Below are 23,866 nucleotides of genomic sequence, written 5' to 3' on the forward strand. Positions count from 1 at the left end.
ATTTAAGTACGCTTAAATAATGTTCGGTCAGTACCTTACATAATAATTATTGATTTAATAAAGTATATTTATATACTATATTGTGAGTTAAAGCACTGACTCACTAAAAAATGGTTGTATAAAAACTAAACCTCCAAATTTAAATGTCAGTACTTTTGTACGAATTTAAAGGATATTTACACATATGAAATCCATTATAACTGTGGATTCATATGTAATTTACAAATTATAATATTTTTTATATTTTAATAGCCTAATATTTAATATGCTATTATATTTCTAATTAAAAATGTCATTAAAATTTATAACTCATTAGTTTAAATATCAATTTAATCAATTTAATCAATTTAATCAAAATTTAAATATATATCTTAAATAACTATTTAGGGGTGTTAAAATGGATTTAAAAAAGTTTTCCATACTTGCATTTATAATTGTAGCATTAGGCGCCATAATTATAGGTTTTAATAGCCAAAACTACAAAGATACTAATCTTGATATTATTTCATTACAAGATTGGAATTTTAATAATAATGGTAATGGTTTAACCTTTGAAATGGTTCCAATCGGCTCAAAAGAAGCTTTAGAGCAGAGGACTGAATTAAAAAATTCTCAAATGAGTAGTTATGAAATGGGTTTGCGTACTAACGATGCAATTAGTTATAATGCCGTAGAAAATACGGCTGTTTCCAAAACTTCAATGGATTCCGCAGTCGGTACAGGTGAATCGGCAGATTCTTCACGATATTCTGAAACAAACGTTCAGGTAAAAGGCGTAGATGAAGCAGATATCGTTAAAACAGATGGTAAAAATATATATTATTCGCCAAACAGTTATTATGGTAAAACATATATGATTGACGCCTTACCTCCTGAAACCGCAAAATTAATCGGTGAAATTGGAAAAAGTGGTGAATTATACCTTCAAGACGATAATTTATTGATAATAGAATATGATAAAATTTCTTGCTACAACGTGGAAGATATTAAAAACCCTTCATTAAGTTGGACAAAGAATTTAAATGACACAAGATACATTGATTCAAGAATAATTGATGGAAAATTGTATATGATATTTTCAGAAAGATACAACTACCCAATTGTCTACAGAAATTATAAGTTAGAATATTCAAATATGTATTATCCCGTATTACCTCCAATAGTAGATTATAATGATGAAACAAACTATATTATCACCAAAATGGATGCAAACACCGGAGATATTGAAAAATCAATCAGTGTTGCAGGTACATACGATTCAACAGCTTATTTCTCAGAAGATAATCTTTACTTTACATACTATATTACACCAGATTACAGCAAAGCAATGATTCAGTATATTTTAGATAGTGGAGATATATATTTCCCAGTAGAAATTACTGATAAAATTAGCAGGGTTTACCGCAACGAGGATTTTGGGAACTATGCTAAGTATATTGAAATAACAAGCACAATTGAAGAGTATTACAATAGCCTTCCAAGCGAAGAAGCATACGACCTTAGAGATAAATTTAACAAAAATTTTGATAAATATATGTCAGAACAATGGGACGAAATTGAAAGTACTGGAATAATTAAAGTTAAACTCGATGATTTGAGCGTAGCATCTGGTAGTGTAAACGGTAAATTATTGAATAAGTATTCAATGGATGAATACGACGGTAATTTAAGAATTGCTACCACAAAAACAGGTTATTGGGCTTCTGAAACCAAATCATCAAATTCAGTTTATGTTCTCGATATAACAAATATCGATAATGATGATAATAAAATAAAAGTAATCGGTGAATTAAACGACCTTGGAATCGATGAAAGAATATACGGTGCAAGGTTTGACGGTGAAAGATTATATTTAATAACCTACAAAGATATAGACCCATTTATGGTGATTGATTTAAGTAATCCTCAAAAACCAACTTTATTGGGCGATTTAAAAATACCAGGATATTCAACATATTTACACCCACTCGAAAAAGATATCGTTCTTGGAATTGGTAAAGATGAATATAATGACGTAAAATTATCAATATTCGATGTAAGTGATGTAGAAAACCCAACTGAATTAAGTAGTTATTCTATAGCTGGTCAAAAATGGTCAACAGCACTTTATGAACCTCACGCATTCTTATGGGACGATAAAAACAGAGTTGTAGTTCTCCCATCTGGTGATAGTGCATACATTTTAAAAATTGCAGAATCATCTGATGACTACAAAATAACAATGAAAAAACAAGATAAACACGAATTCAGTGTTTCAAGGTCATTATACATTAATGATTACTTGTTTACATTCTCTTATGATGAGATACATATTATTAGTCAAGAAACCTGGGACGTTGTTAAAAAAATTAGACTTCCAGATGATAGAATAAAAATTTATGATGAAGATAGTGAAGACCAAACTACAAGTACTGTAGAAATATACGATAATGATGATATAATCATTGATAATGACACTGAAACAGTAGTTAAGCCTGAAAAAGAGATTTCCGTTGAAACGACATTCGAAAAAATTTCTTTAAGCGTGAATGATACTTATGAAATAGAACTCGAAGAAAACCTATCAACAGGCTATTCTTGGGAATATAATTATACTAAAAACGACGGTGTCGTGAAAATAATTACTGATAACTACTTTGCACCAGAAACGGAATTAATAGGAGCTTCCGGTACTCATAAATGGAAATTAAATGCCTTAAAAACAGGTAATGCTACAATTGAGTTCGAATATTTAAGAACGTGGGAAGAAGGTAGTACCACTCAAAAAATAGTTTATGAATTTGAAGTAAAATAATAAAAATAATAATAAAAATAAAAATTAACTTTTTTTAATTTTTTAAATCTTTAAATCAATGACTTTAATGTATATTATATATTAATTTAATTTAATTTAATTTAAATCCCTCTAAATCCCCAAATTTAACACTTAAATTAAAATTATTGTTTTTAATAATTTCTGAAACTTCAATAATGGGTAAATCTACGCTAAAATTAAATTTATCACTCTTACAGGTGATAATATCGCCCAAATCCCATAAATCTTTATACCCGCAATTATCACTAACTGTTGTATTTAGCGTAATTATGGTATCAACAAAATTGTCATCGGTAAATTCAAATCTATCCATTCCAGAAGCAATTTCAATGGAATAGGGTGATTTAGTGAATAAATTATATTTATCGTCATATTCTACGTTTTTTACTAATTTAATATCTTTAATATATTCTTGGCCATACACATTTTTAATTTCAGGGGAAAATATCACCCATTCATTTTCAGTTTGATTTATACTTCTATTTTTGCCGTTGTAAAGCTCATAAATAAATTTTTTAGCAGTATAATCAAAAACCATTCGTTGACCAATTTTATTATCTTTACATATGGTTGTTAATACATCACCAATGGGTTTACTTTTACATCTACATTCATAAGTATCGCCATCTGCAACAATATCCGAAAGGCTAATAACGTCTATTTTACGGTTATTGTCCGTAGGATTTACCAAGTTTGTATACATTAGTTCAAGTATAATCGATTTAAAGGGTCGTGCCAAGCTATCGACATAATCTTCATTAATTGTTATACGCCTGTTCAGTATTGACAAAGCACTTTTACCATTGACCTGAATATATCCGTCAAGCGTTGTTTTTATGTATTCTATGATACCAATATAACCGTTATAAAGCACGTATTGCCCAACATCAATATGCTCATCATATTTACAATTAAATGAAAATACATCTACAGAATAAAATTTCCTATCCCATCTTAAATTTAATAATTCGCTTATTTTTATTGCATTAATGTATTCAAAATTTTTATTTAATATTTTTAACATATTATCACACAATTGTTTACGTATGCTCAAAAATTAATTAAAATTACATAAACCTAATTAAAATTAATTTTAAGTTAAAAAACTGGTTCCATACTCCCCAATTATTCGCATCTGCACTAATTGTCCAGGTCTGTACCTATCACCGGGGAATTGGGGGGTCATAATCCAATTTACAGTTTCACAAGCTGGAAATTTCTTATGGAGTGATTCGCAATTTGCATCATCGGTATATATATAGTATTCTTCACCATTTAAAATAACCTGTAAATTTCCATAATACCCTTCTTTACCTTGCCAAATAACCTCAAAACGGATACTATCATATAATTGCCAGTTTGGAATTGTATAACTATTATTATTGTACATTTGTGCCGTATCCGATGATTGATATAGGGTAATTTCTCCAACAAGTGGTAATCTATATTTTTCTTTAATATTATCAAACCAAGTGTCGATTTGTGCTTCTTGATTTGTAGAGTGAGCTACGCCACAAACTGAATAATCATCTCTTTTGTCGACAATATTGTCAGGATTTACAAACGTTTGACCAGCATTAACGGTTATTTCTGCGATTAATAGGTCATAAATAGTTTCATTTCTCACCATATTACCATTTATTACTTTTAAACTTATATTTCTAACATCTTCGCTACGGTCAAGTCTTAAAACAATTTTATCAATCCTTGTAGAGCTTCCGCCGACATCTAAGGTAATTATTTTATCTTCGGTAAGTTCATAACCATAACCTTCAATGAGTGCAGAACCTTTTTTTATCATTATATCTGAGTTAGAAATGTGTTCTACTTTTAAATTATCGCCCAAATACAATAAACCCGAACTAACTAATTTAGTAATAAATTTTGCCCAGTCTACGGCATCGTATTGTCTATCACCATTATTATCATTAAAAAATCCGCTCCATTCCATCGTATCACCTTATTTATTAATATTAATTGTTAATTAATCTAACTTAAAATTTTATTAAAGTTATATTGTCAAATTTCGAAGTCGATATATTATATTAATCTTTAATTCAGGATTTGATGTAATCAATTCGATATCATTAGCTCCAGTTTTTAAATTAAAAAATTTACTATCAATTGAAACATAATCATAAGCTTTTTTACGTTCCCCTGTAGTTTTATTCCAATATATAACATCTACTGGTTCAGTGTTAATATACACCGATTCATCAGATTCGAGTTTTTTACACAATTTTATAAATTCATTAGACGTATTATTGATTAATATGCAGTCATCAACGCTATTCGTGGGTCCATTAATTTCCAAATAGACTGGAGTTTCCATATATCCTGTGTTTAACACTGTTTTACGGTTATTTACTTGTCCAAAATTCAACGGTAATGATAATGGGTAGGTAAATCCTAAAGAGCCTTTTGAAAAGTCTACGACTTTTTTACTCGATAACCAGTAAGGTTTTTCAGCCATTAACTCAATAGAAAACTCACGAACCGTATCTGTTTTAGAGCTTGGATTAGAGTTTATATTAATATTGCAAACTTTACAAGGGCATTCATAAGTTTCATCGTACTGTAAATATAGAACACCTGATTTAGTCGGTGAAAATATATTGCTAATCTTTTTTTCTAGTATTTCGGGATTTTTTGAAATTATTAAGCCATTTATTTTTAAATTATACGGATTTAATGTTCCATTGTTAATAATTATCCCATTATTTGAATTTTTGGTCTCATAATTCATTTTTGAACAATTTAAACCTTCTATATTTTGAAATATTAATGTATCAACATTTTCTATTTTTTCAAAATTTATATTTTTTTCAAAAATAATGACCTCATTATCGTTATTTATATATTTCAGAGTGTTTTTTAACGAGTAATATATTGCGTATTTTTTGGTATTTTTGGTTAAACCCTGTCCTTTAGCTTGTAAATATAAATTATTTAATCCTTCCTTTAATTTAACCTTTTTTCCGTATCTTTTATCGCCCATACAGTCTAATCGAACAGAATTTCCATTTAATATTGCATAAATTCCATCAATATCCAAATTCGTATTTATAAAGCATTCTATCAAGTAATCTGATTTAACTACTTTATTAATCGGTTTTTCAAAGACTATATCCAACTGGGGCGTTAATTCTTGCTTAATTACATTAATTATCTCTTTATTTTCTTTTATAATTGTTTTAACATCTGAAATTAATTCATTATTGTTATTATCCGATGAAATAATTCTTATTTGATTTTCACCGTCTATTAAATTTATTAATTTTTCATATATTCCATTTCCAAGGTATTCCATATATTTTATTTGAGTTTCATCGCCATAATGTACTATTTTAACATCTTTTAACCCGCTTTCATCGTCGTAAACTTTAGCACGGGCTTTATATGATTCATCAATACATTTGACGTCCATTGTATCAAAAACAATTTTTGGAGGGGTGGTATCATTTTTACTAATAACGATAGTTTCGGAAGTCCCCAAATAGCTTTCAATATCTGAAGCAATTATATTAATATGGTTATCCCCATAAAATAAGGGTATATCACAAGTGTATTGCGTATTAGTTCCTTCAACTTTTGTTAATTCAATATAACCGCTTAATTTATTACTGTATGCCCTAACATAAAGTATTTCGTCATAATCTGTAATTTCACACTTTAAATTAATGTAATTTTCATTTGTAATTTCAGGAATTGCAGGGTTTTTAATAATATTTACAACAGGTTTATCTTCATAAACGGAATTTAACTTATTTACTATTTTTATATTAGAATTTGACGTCGCACCATTAACATTTGTGGCAATAACTTTTAAATTATTAACTGAATCTAAAAGTGATACGTTTAGCGCATATGTATTTTGTGAACTTGCTATTTTGGTCATATTTTGAGGTTCATATTGATTATTTTGCACTTTTACACTGTTTATCTCATTATCGCAGTAAACTTCTGCATAAACGTCAAAATTATCCTGGCTTGTATAAAGCTGTTGACTGTTAAATATAATAATCGGCACAATATCTTCAAAAACTTCAATTTTTAAATTATTGGAACTAACATTCAACTCTGATACATCGATATCAACCTGATAATTAACCAAATCAAAGTCATTGTTGTTAGAAATGGTAATTTCCAAAGTATTATCAACTTTAACGGAACTCAACTGTATATTATCAAAATGTTCTGCAATTGCAATATAATCAATGTAAATTAAACCGCTACTTCCAGTACTGTTAATATATAGAGTATCTAATGAACTAACGTTATATAATATAGTTTGCTCAAATATGGGATTTTTATCTGCATAAAAACATACTTTTGAATCAGAAAGGTGAAATTCTTGGACATACCAGTTAGAATTTAGTAAATTATATGGAACGTACGTATATTGACCTAATTTGTAGTATTGTTCTTGATAATTTCCAGAGTTGTATGTAGCATCCCCCATTTGCAACATGTCGTTTTCAGCTTCGTTTTTTAGCTGAACACTGCAATATATATTATTCGGTCTAAATCGAGATATTAAACGATAGGATTCAGGTAGGTTTAAGGCGTATTTAAACTGATTAACTGATGATAATTCCATAATTCCGTCGTTAAATTGTGCATTATCTTTTGAACCGCTTACAACCGTCCAATCGTCGAGTGCACTAATATCTGAAAACTTCCAGAAATAATTATAAACGTCATTAGGACTGTTAAAACTACCGTATTCACTATTTTCAGTTATTAATAAAGTTTTACTACCCTTCGCAGGAATTGAAGGAACTTTAACAGTTATAATGTTGCTATTTGCCTCTTTATGATAATATAATGTCATTTTATCACATTTTTATACGTTTAAAATAAATAATGAAAAAATAAAGTGTTGAATTAAATTAAATGGTTATTTAGTTAATTAATTAATTTTAAATCATCTTTAATTTAAATTTAAAGATAGTCAATTATCTCAAGTTTTTGAACGGTTAAATCAAAATTACGCTCAGCTGCTGAAAATTTTAAATCAGAACTCTTCTTTTTAACGTTTTTTAATATAATTAATCTTTTTGGGGAGTTATTGCCGTAAGCAACGTCAGCTTGTTCTTCATATACCTGAACTGCAATAGTGGCAGTTTTTGAGCTACCATTTATATATTTACGGTATTTTGTTGTAATTTCGAGGTTTCCCCCAAATTCGACCATCGTATCAATATCTCCAAGTGTAATAAGGTCTTTGAAGCTTGCACTTAAAGAACTCCCTTTTTCAATCTGTATTTTGGCATAACTAAAGTCAATACTTTTCTCTTCGGTTTCAATTTCTTCTTTAACCTCTAATTCGCTTGCACCGCCGAGTCCTTTAATTGCATAGCTATATTCTACAGTTATCACATCTTCACTTGAAGGAGCCGTATTAAACGTTATTTTATTAAAAATACCGAAAGTATCGTTTATTTCGTAATCGTTTCCAATCGTTAGTTTTAATCCGTTTTTGGCGATTATTTCAGAACCTGAAAGAGCTTCAGGAGATTCTAAAGAGAACTCAGTAATTAAGCCGTCTGTAGTAAGTATTTCTTCTTTAGAATCGGCTAACAGGATAGCAAGCTTTCCACTCGCAGATATGGTTTTTTGGTCAGGTTTTTGAATTGCAATTACCATTCATTCACCTTTTTGTATCTTAATTTATATTCGGGTGTTTAATTTTAATGTTTAATGGTTAGTTTTAAATATTAAATTTAGTTCAGAATCATTATATTCTACACTATTTAATATTAAGTCATATTTTTGCAAAATATTTTCTAAAACGTCTATTTTAGAATTTATATCTTCAATTTTAGAACTGTTTAATTTTATACAGTGAAATTGTTTAGTTTTTAAGATTAATTCAATATTCCAGATTTTTTTATCAAAATTTGGTTTAGCAAATATTTCCATTTCAAATAAATAATCCGAAATTTTCGGATTGAACTGTGATTTAACTGTAATATTTGAATTAATAAATTCTATGGTTATATTATGTAATAATTGATAATATTTGGAGTATTTAATCATTATAGCAATCTCCAGTAAGTTCTTTAAATCCTTTGTCTATATCTATCGTTCCATTTTTGATTTCTTCCACGGAATTCTTGTATATCTCTAAGTAAGCATTAGAACTTTCATCATATGGTCGCATATATAAATAACAAGCATAAAACGTTATAATGTTTAGATTTTCAACAGAACATACATTAATAGCGGTTTTTGCACATTCTTCGGCAAATTCACCATTTGAAAATTGTTCTAAATTTAAATAAACTTTCATTTTGGAAATTACGTCAGTTATCAGTATTTCAGTCATAATATCACAAGATATAATTTATGGCAAATTATTTTCAATTTTCAATTAAATGTCATTTTAATTAAATGCCTTTTAAAACAATAACTCCATTCTTATCATCTACGGATGGACAAATAGCTTGCGTAGCTATTAGTTTTGTTTGCGTCTTTTCAAAAACTTCTAAATCGACAGATAATGGCGTAGCTTTGTTAAATGTTGTAATACTTGCATCATAAGGTACTAATACCACAGTATCGTTATTTAAAAAGTTAGATGTGTATATATTGGCTATAGTTCCATCTAATTCCCTGATGGCTTTTAAACCGTATTCATTTAACTTATTGAGATACTTTCTTCTACTGGTCGGTACAATCATATTAATGGGGGCAGAACTGTACTCCATTATTTCAAAGGCGCTGTCTTCGATGTCTTCCACAATATTACTAATGGTGCAGGTGTCCCACGCATTTGTAGTAGTTTTTTCAGTTCCATTTGAGACTAATTCATTAATACCGTGGTAATTTATTGATTTAGTTATTATTTTGGCCAAAATTATCGAAAATTTCGATATTCCTTCGTTTGTCATCATTCTTGTAGGTCTTACTATTTTAGCATTTAAATCGAATATACGTTTTACATCGTCAGAAAGACCATAGGGTATGTTTACAACTTCCATATCGGATTTATCCAATATTGTAGTATCATCTATGTTAATAGTCTCCGTAATGTATTTTCTACTGGCTGAATCGATTATTGATTCAGGCATTACTTTTTTAATGACGTCTTGCGAGTCTTTAATATTGCTAAACATTTGTTTAACTATTTTTTGCTGTTCAGGTGTTAAACCATTCGCCATATCCTCACCCCGGTTATTTTAAACGATTAAAATACATTTAATCAAAATTTTGTTATTTTACATTGGCAGTATTATTTATCAATAATTAATAATTCACTAATTAATAATTAATAATTAATAATTAATAATTTAATTTTTAAATTGTCTATTTTTGATTATCTTAGTAATACGTCTACATAATTACCTGAAACTCGCATAACTTTGAAACCTGTAGCCGTACCTGATTTTATTGCGTAGCCTTCAGTACCTGCTATCACATAATCGCCACTTTGTATTAACGAGGCTTCATTAGTTTTAACACGCTGAACGCCCAATACAAATATGTTTCCAATAGATTCAGCTTCTAATTTGTTGGTTTTGGTATCATAACAACCTTCATTAGATAATACGCCGATTATATCTGCCCCACTGGCTTTTAATACGCCAGTTTGACCAATGGTGACAAAAGTATTAGGTTCAATGCTTTCAGCCAATTTTACGGAAATTACATTCACAATATCACCTTTAAATTGATTTTATACGTAATAACGACTAAATATTAATCATTAATATTTTGTGATAATAAATTAATTTCTAAATATTAAGGATGTTATTAAGGTTGTTAATGGTATTTTAACAATTTTTTGACTTAAAAATCTATATTAAAAGATTTTAAACTTTTATTATTGGGATTTGGTATATTTTCATCTTTTATATTATTTTTAAAAGATTTTAAACTGTTTTTACTAATCCTACTGAAAGATTCATCATTTGATTCATCAAAAGGTTTGTCAAAATTATTAAAATACATTGATGCCATAATTTCATTTTTTTCATCGGATTTTTTTATAATCATTTTCAACAAAGAATTATTTTTATTGCAAAAATCTTTTAAAAGTCCAATTTCAGAAATTATAACATCTAATTTATCACCTGGTTCTTCAAAATTAGTCATTGAATTAGAATTTTCACAATTAATTTCATTAATTTCATTAATTTCATTTTTAATAGATGCTAATAGCTCAGCAACGTCAATATTTCCATTGGATTTAGCAAACTCTACTTTTGGAGTTGTTTCGAAGCACAATGCTAATGCTCGTATAATACCTTCTTCACCAGATGTATTTTCATTGTATTCAATCGAACAGCCTCTTAAATTATTTTTAAGCTCATAAATTTCCTCAAAAACTTCAACAACTGCATAAAGTTCATTAGTTTTTGAAAGTATTATCTCAGAGACATGACCTACTGCATAATTACTATTTTTATCGTAATTATGGTCAACATTTACCGGTTTACCCTTTAATGTTTCATAATTCTTTGATAACCATTCTTCAGTTATTTCAAACCCGTCTAAATTTGTTATATTCAAAACTGGCAAGAATAATTTTTTCATATTATTACCTGATTTTAGTTAATTTTTATATTTTTTAATTTTATTATGGGTATTATATTATGTTTAAATGTGAAAATTTAGTAAGAGGGTCGTAAATTAAATTTTTAAAGTATTTTTACAATTATATCAATTTTACCCTCTAATTTTGAAATTTTAGACTCTAACATTTGAGTTTTTGCTTTTTAAGTCTTTTAACTCTTCATATATGTTGTCTTTTTCAACAACATCTGTTGCAATTTTGTTCATTTTAAGTTCCATAACTTCTTTTTGAATTGCTTCAAATTTAAGGTCTTTTTTCATATTTTCAGCTTCATCTCTGGCTATAGACCTTACAATGTCTCTTGCATTTGATTTTATTTCGGTTCCATCGTCTTTTTTACTAAATAACGCCATTTTATCCCTTAATCTATTTTATTATTTGGTATTTATTATTTGATTTATTTGATTTTAATTTAATTTAATTGATATGCGTTATCTCAATCAATAGATGAGTTGACGAACTCATAAATCAAGATAACATTTGAAAAGATAACCGAAGACTCTTTATAGTTTACTATTTTATTTTTAAAAACTGCTCGCTATATTTCTTAATTACGAAATAAAGAATATATACTAATTTAAACCATATATATCTTAAATAATTACATTTAAATCCTAAAAAAAGGTTAAATTGTATTTATTTTTATATTTATTTTTATATTTTGGATTAGATTTATTAAACTACGGGGGATATGATGAATAATAAAAATAATGTTAATCAGCATAATCAAAAAGATAAATATCTGGGCATGTATACAAAGACTAATTCTGTGAAAAACAATGTATCTAAAAATGTTGCATATCAAATTTTAATAAATTTAACAATTATTTCATATTCTATATATTCAAATAACTTTAAATTGTTCTTAAATTTTTTCATAATCAATTTATTCGTATATGGTTTAATTTATTTTGATAAAATAATTAATTTTATTAAAATTATGCAAATAAATTGCTTAAAAATTCTAAAAAACAATAAATACGGGGAAAATACTAAAATATTTAATAACGCATTTTACAAGCCATTAGTTATGTTTTTGAGCTCTAAAAAGGTTGAATTTCCAAATCAATCTAAAGTTATAAAAATAAAACCTATGGGAAGCTACAAATCCCCCAGTACTCAAAATTAAGGGAAATTCAAAAAATAAATTTTCCTTGAAATATCTTTCAATATCACTGGTATTTTTTGAATTTTTTGAATTTTTTTCAACAATAATATTTAAAAATATACTTAAAAATATACTTAAAAAAGGTTTTGAAGAGTCAACAATCTATATTTTTAGGTATTATGGATTTAGCATAGTTTTAACGCCTTTGTTAAAATTTTTCATAGACTTAATAATAGATTTGTTGTTTGGTTAATTGGTTGACCGGCTATTAAAATGGATTAAAATAAAAAAATGGATTAAGTAGTAAATGGGGTGTAATATGGCACTGTTTAATAGTAAAACTTATTTAAAAGATTTAGAAAGTACAAAATCCAAAGATTTATCTGAAAAAGCTTTAAAAAAATTTAAAGAGGACGTTTTTCCATGTGTAGATTATCCCGATGATATATTGCAAAGAGAACGTAAAATCAGCTTAATTAAAATTTTAGATGATTTATTTGGAAATCACACAGTTGACGGAGAATTAAATTATTTAACTTTGTTAGATGCAATTCACGATTTATTATGCAAAAATCAGCTCAATGAATTAGAATATACCTATATGGTTCAAATTTTAAGTTTTTATATATATCATACCGTATTATTTAATAAAACGCTTGATTTGCAAGTTATTGCAGATATCATCTGTAAATCTTAAAATGTGTTATATACATAATCTTAATTATTTGGCAAAAATTAACCTCTTAATCTTTAATTTGCAAATTTGGTAAGTTATCGGTGGGAAATATGTATCTAAAAAGCTTAATAAACTATGCAATATCTACTAAAACGTTTGATATACAAGAATTTTTTAAATTAGGCGCTGAAATAGGTATTAATTTGAAAAATTATAATTTTAACCTTACAACAAAAACTAAATCTAAAACTAAATCTAAATATTTTAAGGAAGTTTTTAGAAAAATTTTCAAAGAATTTTTTGATGATTTTGTTGAAAAGATTAAAAATATGGATATAATTACACGATGTAAATATCTTTTGAATTTAAATACAATTACTCCAAAACAAGCTGAAATACTAAAAAAAATGAAAAAAAACTATTTAAGCACCGTTTTAGTGGGCAAGGGTGGAGGTAAAGACTTTATGACTTCATTATTATTTAATGACGAACTCATAGATTTAATATTGACTGATATACCTTATACAAGAGTAGATTTTATAAATATAGCTCCTAACGCAGATTTGGCACATAATGTATTCTTTAGGGAGTTTAAACAATGGTTTAGTAGGTGTAAGCTTTGGAAATTGTTTAAAAACAGTGAAAAATCGCCTATAAAAATTAACAATACATTTATTAAAATAGGTGATTTGGTTAAAATAACGAGTGGACACAGCCGTTCTGCGAGTTTTGAGGGTACAAATCCAAAATGTATTGTAATTGATGAGATTTCCGATGAAAACTTTATGAATGCCGAGAAAATATTCTATCAAGCTAAATCTTCGGTTCAAACGAGATGGGGAAAGGATGGAAAGGTTATATTAATTAGCTGGACACGTTTTCCCACCCCTAACCCGTTAGATGACATAGGCTATAAAATTTACTCTGAAAATTTGGGTATAGACGATGTATTTAGTTTTAAAGGAGCTACGTGGGAGGTAAACTCTCATCGTAGTAAATTTGATTTCGAAGATGATTATAAACGCAATGGAGTGCTTGCTAAAAAAATGTACGAGTGTAAACCTCCTGAATTAAGCAATTACTTTATAAATGCCGATAAATTGAAAAATTGTCAAGTAAATAATTTAAATTCAAAAATTAATCAACAGATTACTCAACAGATTACTCAAAAAAATAATCAAAAAAATAATCAAAAATGTACGTCGATTTTTAGTTGGAATCCAATTTATGACGACACCGAAGGGAAGGTTAAATTAGATTTTAAAAGGCTGAACAATGATATAATTAAAAACAATGACCTTTACGTACATTTTGACCTATCAATCAAACACGATAGCACAGGAATTGCACTGTCGTATTATGACAAAGAACATAAAACCGTAAATGTGGCAAATATAATTGAATTAAAGCCTACAAATAATCATATAGTTGATTATAACTCTTTAGAAACTTTTATAACTTATTTAAAGAATAATTTTTCTTTAAAATTAAGTTTTGACCAATTTAATAGTCAAGCTTTTATACAAAAATTTGGTGGGAAAAGAATTTCAAAAAATATTGAAAATTGGAAAGTTTTTCAACAATTAGTGGAAAATAATGAACTTTTAATAAATTGTAGGGAAGATATTTGGGAAAAATTATTTTTACAGATAATACAACATCAAATTAATGAAAATAAAGTAATATATTATGGTAAAAATAGTCCAGACCTTGCAGATTGCGTAATTCCTTCTGTTTACAATTGTTATATGTCTAATTCTAAATATATACCGTCTGAAGTATTAGATGAAATATTTGACGATGCTAAACATTCTGATAGTTATGAAATTACAATTTTGTGATTAAATTTGAATTTATGGACAATCAAGATAAACGGAATATCACAAATTTTGAGGTGAATTCTATGATAGTAGGTAATGTTAACGATAAAAATAATACCGAAAAATATAAAGAATATGAAAAAGATTCAATAATTTTAAATGGAAATCATACTATAGACATATCAAAAGATGTAGCTGTTAATATGGCTTTGAAACAGCTATATTCACAAGTTTTTACTAATTATACGATTACATCAAACTTTAAACTATCTAATAAGGAGATAGACCATATTTCTAATATAATTGATTCAAAGAAAGATGAATTAAAAAAAGCATTATCTGACTATTTATTACGGGGTAGATGTATATTATACAAGCTTAATCGAATTGACCCCCAAGGAATTGAATTAAGGGTTAATAATGATATAAATCTATCTAATTATGGAAAAAAAGACAAAATTAAACTTTATAATCAATTTAAATATTTGAATAAACAGCAGGAATATTTTGTGAAATATTCTGCAGTAAAAGCAGAGGGTAATTGGTGGGATGGTGATTTAGGAGATGTTAATGTGGTAATTGCTCCTAAATATGTGTGGAATCACGTAGAAGCAGACGAATATTATACAGATATCTATTTATCGGTTTTTAATAATCCAATTCCAATTCACGACACCATACAAGAGTTATCTAATCATAAATATTCATTAGGTTGTAGTATTATGCCTAAAATGGCAGAGAAATCCGTTGTACCTACTATAATAGCGGTTTCTGATGACGTAAATGCTTTAAAAACTGCTAAACTTGGTTTATCAAATTATCAGAATGGTACGAGGATAATAATACCTTGTAGTCCGGAAAAATTCCATTCTGAAACAATTTCTATAGGTAAGGACATACCCGTTGATTTATTGAGTTTAATGTTAGAACATTACGAATCAGGTATTTTTATGGGATTAGGCACAAGTATAAGTATTATTAAAGCTTCTGGTCAGGAATTGACCACTTCGAGAACAATTTATCGAAATTTAATGGGAATTATACGAGGTTATCAAGACGATGTGGAAAGATGGGTTAATGACCAATTAACTAAAATGGGCTACCCAGATATATGGATTAAATTTTCAAACCCCGACCCTGAATTTGAATCGGAAATAATAGATAAAGCAAAAGAAGTGGCGGAACTTAAAAAATCTGAAAATGAAACCGGACACGATTATTCCACACTCATAGAACGAATATTCCCAAGTAATGAGTATGGTGAGATGATGGCCTCCTATGAAAAATCAAATTTATTGTCGCAATATTATGACCTTGAAGAGATAAATAATATAGTAAGTGAAATAGAAAACGGGAATACGAATGTTAATTTTAAAAATTGTGAAAAAATAGATTTTAATGCTTACGTTGAAAAAGAGAAGGAAGAAAAGAGCGATAAATCCACAAATCATAAAAATGATTTAATTGTTAAAAAGAGCAGTTATTTTAATTTGTTGGATGAATTCAAGGTTATTTCAAATAACGCAATTGAAGAAATTCAAATTTTTATTTCAAAAGACAAAGAAAAAGACAAAGAAAAAGACACTAATTTATCATATAATATGTCGCAAATATGCGATAATTTAATTTTAGAATACATAATACCTAAATTAAACTCTTTAAATTTATTTGAAACTTTAGATTATGATACATTGGATAAAATAACTAAAAATTTTAAAAAAGAGCTTAATACATATGCAAAAACCTTAAATGGGCAATATGAAGATTCAGAAAGTATGGAAATTATTGAAATTAATATATTGTACAATATAATCTTTAGAAATATTTTAAGGGCTTATAACATTGCAATGATTAAAAAATACTGGAAAAAACGAATAATAGTTATTTCAAATGATGAACATTCTAAGGTAAATGGTTTATCCTTTTTACCTTTCGAATATCCTGAATTATTACCGCCTTATAGTTTAAATTGTGAATGTGGCATAATATACTTTGGAGATTAAATATGACTGATGAAAATAGAAAATATAAACAGTTAAAGCTTGATTATTTTTCATTTTCATCTAAAGAAAATTTTAAAGATTCCATTGATAATTATAACACTAAAAATAGCTTAAAAAATGATATTGAGAATCATAATGGGAATTATCCGGATAATAATACCAATGACAATATAAATAATAATAATAATAATAATATAAATAATAATAATAATAATAATAAAAATAATAATAATAATAAAAATAATAATATAAATAATAATAATATAACTAATAATACCGATAGTACGGAAGATAATTTAAAAATGGTTGATTTAGACGTAGAATATATAGAAGATATTGTTAAATTAAATTATATGGTTGATAAGGGATTAATTCTTTTAGAAAATAGATTTAATTCAAAAGATTATAATTTAATCTCTAATTCAGTGTCTAAATTATTGAAAATAAAGTATGATATTATAAATTATAACTCAAAAGAAAATGAAGAAAATGGTTTGGAAGATTTATTCCTTTAATTAAAAAGTCAATTTTATTTAAAAATCTTCTCGACAAATTTTTGTAATTTTGCAATCGTTTTAAATATTTTAACTTTGTATTTAAAACCTGGTTTTTCGAATTCTTTTGCCACTTTATCAAGTAAATCGGGTATTGGTAATGATTGAGGGCATTCTTTTAAACATTTTCCGCAATGAATACATTTTGATGCGTTTTTAGGTTCGGTAAGAACACCGCCTAATTGTGCAGTATATTTAAAATCTGCATCCATTTTGGAGGCGTTGCTGTCGAATAAGTATTTTGAATTGTAAATTTCAAAACATCTTGGTATATCAACACCTACAGGACAGGGCATACAATAATTACAGCTCGTACATTTTATTTTCATTCTCTTGTTGAATATTTCTTTTACTTTTGAAATAACCTCTAATTCGTCAACGTTTAAAAAATTAGGGCTTTCAATACTTTTTGCTAAGTTTATGTTATTTTTAACCTGTTCTAAAGTATTCATACCGGATAAAACACATATAACGTTTGGATTATTCCATACCCATTTAAAAGCCCAGTCTGAAGGTTTATTAAATTCTTTATCTTTGAGTTTATAGTCATTAAATAGTTCCGTTATTTCCTTAGGAACGTTATTTGCTAAATTTCCGCCTCTTAATGGTTCCATTATAAATATGCCCATTCCTTTACGTCCGGCATATAATATTCCTTCAGTTCCTGCCTGTATTTCACTATCTAAATAATTATATTGTACCATACACATATCCCAATCATATGCGTCCACTATTCTTTTAAATTCTTTTAAATTATCGTGAAATGAAAATCCAACATATTTAACTTTTTTAGATTTTTTGATACGGTCTAAAAACTCGAGTATCCCCAAGTCTAAAAGTTTATTCCAAGTATCTCCCGATAAGCTATGTATAAAATAATAATCTATACAATCGGTTTTTAACTTAGATAATTGTTTATTTAATAAATTATCCATATCTTCTGTTTTACGTACTTCCCAGGAGGGTAATTTAGTAGATAATTTTATTTTTTCTTTGTATTCTGGATTTTTTGATAAAAAATTTCCCAAAAATATTTCACTTTCTCCAAAATGGTATGGAAAAGCTGTATCTATAAAATTAACGCCGTTATCTATGGCATATTTTAGCATTTCTTCGGTTTTTAATTTATCTATCCTACCATTTTTAAGGGGGAAACGCATAGCTCCAAAACCTAAAATTGATACGTCGTCTTTTGTTTTATTAATTGTCCTATAATTCAAATTCCCACCGTTAAATGTATAAATAAAGATTATGTATACGTTGAATGTCTTAAATATTTTTAAATATTTTTAAATATTTTTAAATAATTTTAGATTACTTAGTTTGCATACATAATTTATTATAACTTTACTGTGCTTATATACATTATTATTTAAGATATCTAATTATTATATCCCCATATATTCATATACGTATAAATTCCTAATAACCACCATTGTATTAATTTAACGAATACATATGCAAGTTTTGACTAAAGCAATTTTAAGCGATAATAATATATAATTTAATAATCCATTACCTTATTTAGTTTAATTAATAAATTAATATTTAATAAATTAATTTTATAGCTCTTGTATACTTGGGGCTAAAAAGTGCAGTATATTACGTATATGGTGATATTATGGAGTTATTGACTGATAAAGATATGGATAAAATTATTAAAGTGGTTAAAAAGAGATATGGTAGAGTACCATATATTATTGAAAAAATGGCAGATAATCCAAAGCTTTTAGCTTCTAAAGTTAACTATGATGAGGCTGTGGTAGATGATTACAAACATATTGATGCAAAAACTGCCGAATTAATTTCGATAGCTGTAGTATCAGCTTTAGGTTGTGAGCACTGCATAGATTTTCATATTGATGCAGGTAAAAAAATGGGTTTAACCGATGAACAAATTATGACCGCAGTAATGATTGCAGGCTCTCTTGCAAATTCGGCAGTATTATCAAAGGCTACTCGCTCAATGCAGAAGATAAATGAATTTTACGACGAATAAACGCTAAGAATATGTTATTTATTTTTTTATTATTCCTATTATTATTACTATTATTTTTATTATTATTAGTATTATTAATTACTTACTTTAGGCATATTATTTTAAATAATACTTAAATAATTATTAATATGGATTTAAAACAAAATATGAATTATATGGTATGGGGATATTAATTATGACTGGTACATTTGATGAATATACATTGTTAATAATCATATTATTTATGGGCATAGTAACGTATATACCAAGAGTTTTGCCTATTGTATTGTTAAAAAATGTTAAATTAAGCCCATTTTGGAATTCATTTTTTCAATATATGCCATATTGTGCTTTAAGCGCTTTAATATTTCCAAATATATTATATTCTACAAATAGTATGGCTTCGGCAACATTTGGGGGTTTAATTGCTATTATTTTAGCATACAAACGTGTAAATGTTATTATAGTTATATTTGGGGCGATATTTGGAGTATATATCTTCCAAAATTTTTTAACACCAATGTTAAACATATAAATATATGGATATATAGATATATAAATTTATATATTTATATATCTATAAACTCATTATTTTATTATTTTAGATACTAAATTACAATATATCATAAAAATTAGTACGTAATAATTATTAATTAATTCTTTTTTGAAAAACATATTAAAACAGTTTAAAAATGTAAAAATAAAATTATAAAAATAGAAATTTTTTTAATTATTCAGCATCTGCACCGAATACTTCTGATAAAGCTTTAGGACCTTCAACAACTTTCATGTTGATTTGAACAACGTCTAATGAGATTGTGTTTCCTCTTACGCTTTTTCTTCTTCTGATACCGTCATCTTTTGGGTGGTAAGCAGGTCCTTGTCTTAATAAGATTTTTTGTTTTGCATTACCGTGTACGTCGTGTCTCATTGCGAAACCACATTTATCACTACCGCCGGTAATTTTTAATTTGAATCCTTCTAATTCAACGATTGAACCGTCGATTTCGTCGCCGATTTTTTTACCGATTAATGCTCTGCTTTCAACTTCTTTCTGGAATGTTTTACCTTCTTTAGGGTCTGCAATAACAATTTTAAATGCCATTTTATCACGCTCATTTTTAATTATTTTTAATTATTTTTAATTATTTTTTAGTATTTTATTTAGTTTATTATTGTAATTATATATTTTTTATTAGTTATTCGTTTTTCCGCAATTTATAACTAATATCCTTAGCCGTTATTCTACATATATTGTGTTTTCCGATGTTCTCTTAATAACCCGTCTTGTTATTATATTGCACTATTACTTTTATACTTTTGCATTATACTATAACTACGCAGTATACAATTATACAATATATGATTATTTATGATTTAATGTATTATTTAATATATAATGAAAACTTTATTATACTTAAATTCTTTATTTATACATTATTATACATTAAATTTAAATATTGATTTTTCAAATATATTAATAAATTAATTTAATGTTATTACGTGAGGTAAATTATGAAAAACGTTTCAATTGGATTATACGGAGATTTCAAAGATGCAGGAAAAGAAATCGGAAAAAAAGGAACTTCAACAGACATTACACTTTATAATTACAAAAAAGATGACGATTCTGTAGTATATATTGAACCTACAAGATACCCTGAGAGAATTCACCCTTTAATTTATACAATAAATATGACTGATTACGCACTTGTATTTATCGACGAATTAAAGCCCGAAATTGCTGAAACTTTATTGGCACTCGATATGTGCGGGGTTAAGCGAGGTTTTATCGTAGCTGGCGAATATATCGATATTGAGCAGTTAAAGGCAATTTTAGGTGCTACATCAATGAAAGATTTCGAGATAATCGAAAAAGATTACATTGTTATTCGTGAAAAAATGGCAGCATTACCTGAAGTAGAAATCGAAGGCGAGGAAATTCAAAAAATACCTATTGACCATTTCTTTTCAGTAAAGAGCGTTGGTACTGTGATATTAGGTAAGGTGGACAAGGGGGAAGTAGCTGTTCACGATAATTTAATAATGTACCCTACAACAAAGAAGGCAATGGTTAAAAGTATGCAAGTTCACGATAAAGACGTTAAAGGAGCTCCTAAAGGTTCAAGAGTAGGGCTTGCATTAAAGGGCGTTTCTGTAGATGATTTAGACCGTGGTATGATTTTATCAAAGGATGAGTTAAACGTTTCAGACGAATTAAAGGTTTCAATGAAATGGAATCCATATATGAATAAGGAAATAAACGCAGGCGAAGGTTATCAAATTGTAGTGGGTTTACAATCTGTAAGTTGTAATGTGGAAGAGAAAAATGGCGACGATTTGAAATTAAAACTATTAAAACCAATAGTTTATGAAAAAGGCGATAATTTAATACTATTAGATGGTAGTGCAAAAGTTAGAATCGTAGGAATTTCAAAAATTGAATAATCTATTTAATATTTTTAATATTTTTATAATTTTTAATATTTTTAATATTTTTAATATTTTTAAAATTTAAATAGCTTATTAAGTCGGATTTATTCGAATAGAAATAAGTAATAATATAATAAATACTATAAATGATTTAATAACAAATACTAATTTATCAAGGTGTACTTATGATACTTTTAAACGAAGATACCAGGGTTATTGTTCAGGGAATTACGGGAAATCAAGGGAGATTCCATACTAAAAATATGTTGGAAACAAATACCAACATTGTTGCAGGGGTGACACCTGGTAAAAAAGGTCAAAACGTTCAAGGAATCCCGGTTTTTGATTCAGTTTTAGAAACTGTGGAAGAATACGATGCTAACGCTTCAGTAATATTTATACCAGCTCCTTTTGCAAAAGATGCAGCTTTTGAAGCTATTGACGCAGGTTTAGACTTAATTACAATCATTACAGAACACATACCAGTTCAAGATGCTATTGACATTGTAAATTACGGGAAAAAATGCGGTGTTGATATCATAGGACCTAATACGCCAGGTTTGGCATCCCCAAAAGTTGGGAAAATGGGTATCATTCCAATGAGTGTTTTAAAAGAGGGCAATATCGGAATGGTTTCACGAAGTGGAACTTTAACTTACGAAGTAGCAAATCAATTAACGCAAAATGGACACGGGCAATCAACTTGTGTGGGAATCGGTGGAGACCCAATAATTGGTTTGAGATACATAGAAATATTGGAAAGATTTGAAAAAGACGACGAAACAGACGCAATTGTTATGATAGGGGAAATTGGCGGTTCTGCTGAGGAAGAAACTGCTGAAAAATTAATTAATAAAATGAAAAAACCTGTAATTTCATATATTGCAGGACAATCTGCACCAGAAGGGAAAAGAATGGGACACGCTGGTGCCATAATTGAAAAAGGGGCAGGAACTGCACAAAGTAAAATGAAAGCACTCGAAGAAGCTGGTGCATTAGTTGCCAAAAAGATTTCAGAAATTCCTACTTTGATAAATGAAGTAATTTAATAAATAAGGTAATTATTAAATTAATAATTCAATAATTTAAGAAATTAATCTTTCTTATAATATTTCTATAAATTCCGTAATTTTATAAAACTATATTTAAAACTATATTTTTAAGATTATAAACTTAATTATATATTTTTATAATTTTACGGTTTAATTACTTTATAATCGTTATAATATGCACTACTCGCCAAATATTGAGGGGTAATAAATGGATACGCTGGCTATTGAAATAATTGTTTTATATTTGATATTTTTAGATATGATACGTGAAACTCATCGACGTTATATATACTACCAAGCTCAACAAGTTTGCAAAAGGTTTGACGCAAATGGGCTACATTATGTTATGCTTGCTTTTTTTTACAAATATTTAGAGTATAAACTATATGATTTTTATTATGTTTTATCGTGGGGGTTATATCGATTACATTTAAACAATTATATATTTAAATTAACTCCTAAAAAATTTAGTAATGCAAGTTTAAACGTAATTTGTGAAGATATTATACGATATATCCAAAAAAACGAATCTATTCATAAATATGGGGGAATTTTAAATTTTGAGATTAAAAAAGGAATTCGTGAAACTGGCGGAAAGTGCATTCTTAGAATTAAGCTTGAAAACTCAAATATCCCTGAAAATTACAAAGGGGATTGTAAATATGCAATATATGATGAAATTTCCAAAGAAATTAAAAGAGAACTTAATAATAAATTTAATCATTTTAAGGATAATGTCGTTGTAGTTGTATGTAGAGAAGAAATTTTTTAAATTTTTATTCTTATTTTATTCTTATTTTATTCTTATTTTATTCTTATTTTTATTTAATCTATTTTTCATAACTA

At 27.3% G+C, this 23,866-nt stretch carries 23 protein-coding genes; 11 read left to right on the top strand and 12 right to left on the bottom strand.

Annotation, left to right across the window (positions count from 1 at the left end):
- The first annotated feature begins 397 nt into the window (after positions 1-397).
- Positions 398-2,794 carry a beta-propeller domain-containing protein gene (locus J3E06_RS06345; protein WP_013179788.1) on the top strand — a complete coding sequence of 799 codons (2,397 nt, stop codon included), beginning with the start codon at positions 398-400 and terminating at the stop codon, positions 2,792-2,794.
- A 91-nt stretch (positions 2,795-2,885) separates the two neighbouring features.
- Here the strand turns inward: J3E06_RS06345 and J3E06_RS06350 are convergent, their stop codons facing one another.
- The 10 genes from J3E06_RS06350 to J3E06_RS06395 all read right to left on the bottom strand — a co-directional run bounded on the left by J3E06_RS06350 (position 2,886) and on the right by J3E06_RS06395 (position 11,749).
- Positions 2,886-3,839 carry a Gp37-like protein gene (locus J3E06_RS06350; RefSeq protein WP_013179789.1) on the bottom strand — a complete coding sequence of 318 codons (954 nt, stop codon included), beginning with the start codon at positions 3,837-3,839 and terminating at the stop codon, positions 2,886-2,888.
- A 69-nt stretch (positions 3,840-3,908) separates the two neighbouring features.
- The gene (locus tag J3E06_RS06355) at positions 3,909-4,766 is read right to left on the bottom strand and encodes a hypothetical protein (RefSeq protein ID WP_013179790.1); all 858 of its coding nucleotides are present in this window, start codon (positions 4,764-4,766) and stop codon (positions 3,909-3,911) included.
- A gap of 60 nt (positions 4,767-4,826) precedes the next feature.
- Positions 4,827-7,649, bottom strand: coding sequence for a phage distal tail protein (locus J3E06_RS06360; protein ID WP_013179791.1), 2,823 nt, complete (start codon positions 7,647-7,649; stop codon positions 4,827-4,829).
- 110 nt (positions 7,650-7,759) lie between these two features.
- Positions 7,760-8,464 (bottom strand): hypothetical protein, encoded by a 705-nt coding sequence (locus J3E06_RS06365; RefSeq protein ID WP_013179792.1) that lies wholly within the window; start codon positions 8,462-8,464, stop codon positions 7,760-7,762.
- A 51-nt stretch (positions 8,465-8,515) separates the two neighbouring features.
- Complete coding sequence (locus J3E06_RS06370) at positions 8,516-8,857, bottom strand: hypothetical protein (RefSeq protein ID WP_013179793.1); 342 nt, start codon at positions 8,855-8,857, stop codon at positions 8,516-8,518.
- Complete coding sequence (locus J3E06_RS06375) at positions 8,850-9,146, bottom strand: hypothetical protein (protein ID WP_013179794.1); 297 nt, start codon at positions 9,144-9,146, stop codon at positions 8,850-8,852. Before J3E06_RS06375 ends, J3E06_RS06370 begins: the two co-directional genes overlap by 8 nt.
- A 61-nt stretch (positions 9,147-9,207) precedes the next feature.
- Entirely contained in the window at positions 9,208-9,981 is a 774-nt protein-coding gene (locus J3E06_RS06380) for a hypothetical protein (protein WP_013179795.1), read from the bottom strand.
- Between the two features lie 155 nt (positions 9,982-10,136).
- A complete protein-coding gene (locus J3E06_RS06385; RefSeq protein WP_013179796.1) occupies positions 10,137-10,475 on the bottom strand; it encodes a hypothetical protein in 339 nt (112 codons plus the stop codon).
- Positions 10,476-10,609: 134 nt separating this feature from the next.
- Positions 10,610-11,356, bottom strand: a complete 747-nt coding sequence (locus tag J3E06_RS06390; RefSeq protein WP_013179797.1) for a hypothetical protein — start codon at positions 11,354-11,356, stop codon at positions 10,610-10,612.
- Between the two features lie 153 nt (positions 11,357-11,509).
- Positions 11,510-11,749: a hypothetical protein gene (locus J3E06_RS06395; protein WP_013179798.1), complete on the bottom strand. Its 240-nt coding sequence runs from the start codon at positions 11,747-11,749 to the stop codon at positions 11,510-11,512.
- A gap of 341 nt (positions 11,750-12,090) precedes the next feature.
- On the opposite strand from J3E06_RS06395, the gene J3E06_RS06400 reads away from it, so the two are divergent.
- The 5 genes from J3E06_RS06400 (at position 12,091) to J3E06_RS06420 (ending at position 17,518) form a co-directional block, all read left to right on the top strand.
- The gene (locus J3E06_RS06400; RefSeq protein WP_013179799.1) at positions 12,091-12,525 is read left to right on the top strand and encodes a hypothetical protein; all 435 of its coding nucleotides are present in this window, start codon (positions 12,091-12,093) and stop codon (positions 12,523-12,525) included.
- 298 nt (positions 12,526-12,823) lie between these two features.
- Positions 12,824-13,201: a hypothetical protein gene (locus J3E06_RS06405; RefSeq protein WP_013179800.1), complete on the top strand. Its 378-nt coding sequence runs from the start codon at positions 12,824-12,826 to the stop codon at positions 13,199-13,201.
- 89 nt (positions 13,202-13,290) lie between these two features.
- A complete protein-coding gene (locus J3E06_RS06410) occupies positions 13,291-15,021 on the top strand; it encodes a hypothetical protein (RefSeq protein WP_013179801.1) in 1,731 nt (576 codons plus the stop codon).
- 62 nt (positions 15,022-15,083) lie between these two features.
- Complete coding sequence (locus tag J3E06_RS06415; RefSeq protein ID WP_013179802.1) at positions 15,084-17,003, top strand: hypothetical protein; 1,920 nt, start codon at positions 15,084-15,086, stop codon at positions 17,001-17,003.
- Between the two features lie 2 nt (positions 17,004-17,005).
- Positions 17,006-17,518, top strand: a complete 513-nt coding sequence (locus J3E06_RS06420) for a hypothetical protein (protein WP_013179803.1) — start codon at positions 17,006-17,008, stop codon at positions 17,516-17,518.
- Between the two features lie 14 nt (positions 17,519-17,532).
- Here J3E06_RS06420 and J3E06_RS06425 read toward each other — a convergent pair whose 3' ends face one another.
- Entirely contained in the window at positions 17,533-18,777 is a 1,245-nt protein-coding gene (locus J3E06_RS06425; RefSeq protein WP_013179804.1) for an aldo/keto reductase, read from the bottom strand.
- A gap of 401 nt (positions 18,778-19,178) precedes the next feature.
- Between J3E06_RS06425 and J3E06_RS06430 the strand changes: the two genes are divergently transcribed.
- Both J3E06_RS06430 and J3E06_RS06435 read left to right on the top strand, forming a co-directional pair.
- A complete protein-coding gene (locus J3E06_RS06430; RefSeq protein ID WP_048187070.1) occupies positions 19,179-19,556 on the top strand; it encodes a carboxymuconolactone decarboxylase family protein in 378 nt (125 codons plus the stop codon).
- Positions 19,557-19,731: 175 nt separating this feature from the next.
- Positions 19,732-20,070 carry an AzlD domain-containing protein gene (locus J3E06_RS06435; RefSeq protein ID WP_013179806.1) on the top strand — a complete coding sequence of 113 codons (339 nt, stop codon included), beginning with the start codon at positions 19,732-19,734 and terminating at the stop codon, positions 20,068-20,070.
- A 195-nt stretch (positions 20,071-20,265) separates the two neighbouring features.
- Here J3E06_RS06435 and J3E06_RS06440 read toward each other — a convergent pair whose 3' ends face one another.
- On the bottom strand, positions 20,266-20,640 hold the full coding sequence (locus J3E06_RS06440) for a 30S ribosomal protein S6e (protein ID WP_013179807.1): 375 nt from the start codon (positions 20,638-20,640) through the stop codon (positions 20,266-20,268).
- Positions 20,641-21,050: 410 nt separating this feature from the next.
- Here J3E06_RS06440 and J3E06_RS06445 point away from each other — a divergent pair, with 410 nt between their 5' ends.
- The 3 genes from J3E06_RS06445 (at position 21,051) to J3E06_RS06455 (ending at position 23,792) form a co-directional block, all read left to right on the top strand.
- The gene (locus tag J3E06_RS06445) at positions 21,051-21,983 is read left to right on the top strand and encodes an EF-Tu/IF-2/RF-3 family GTPase (protein WP_013179808.1); all 933 of its coding nucleotides are present in this window, start codon (positions 21,051-21,053) and stop codon (positions 21,981-21,983) included.
- A gap of 170 nt (positions 21,984-22,153) precedes the next feature.
- Positions 22,154-23,017: a succinate--CoA ligase subunit alpha gene (sucD, locus tag J3E06_RS06450; protein ID WP_013179809.1), complete on the top strand. Its 864-nt coding sequence runs from the start codon at positions 22,154-22,156 to the stop codon at positions 23,015-23,017.
- A gap of 211 nt (positions 23,018-23,228) precedes the next feature.
- Positions 23,229-23,792, top strand: coding sequence for a hypothetical protein (locus tag J3E06_RS06455; protein ID WP_013179810.1), 564 nt, complete (start codon positions 23,229-23,231; stop codon positions 23,790-23,792).
- Positions 23,793-23,866 lie beyond the last annotated feature (74 nt).

This window comes from Methanococcus voltae, assembly GCF_024807655.1.
GTDB lineage: Archaea > AGJL01 > Methanococci > Methanococcales > Methanococcaceae > Methanococcus > Methanococcus voltae_D.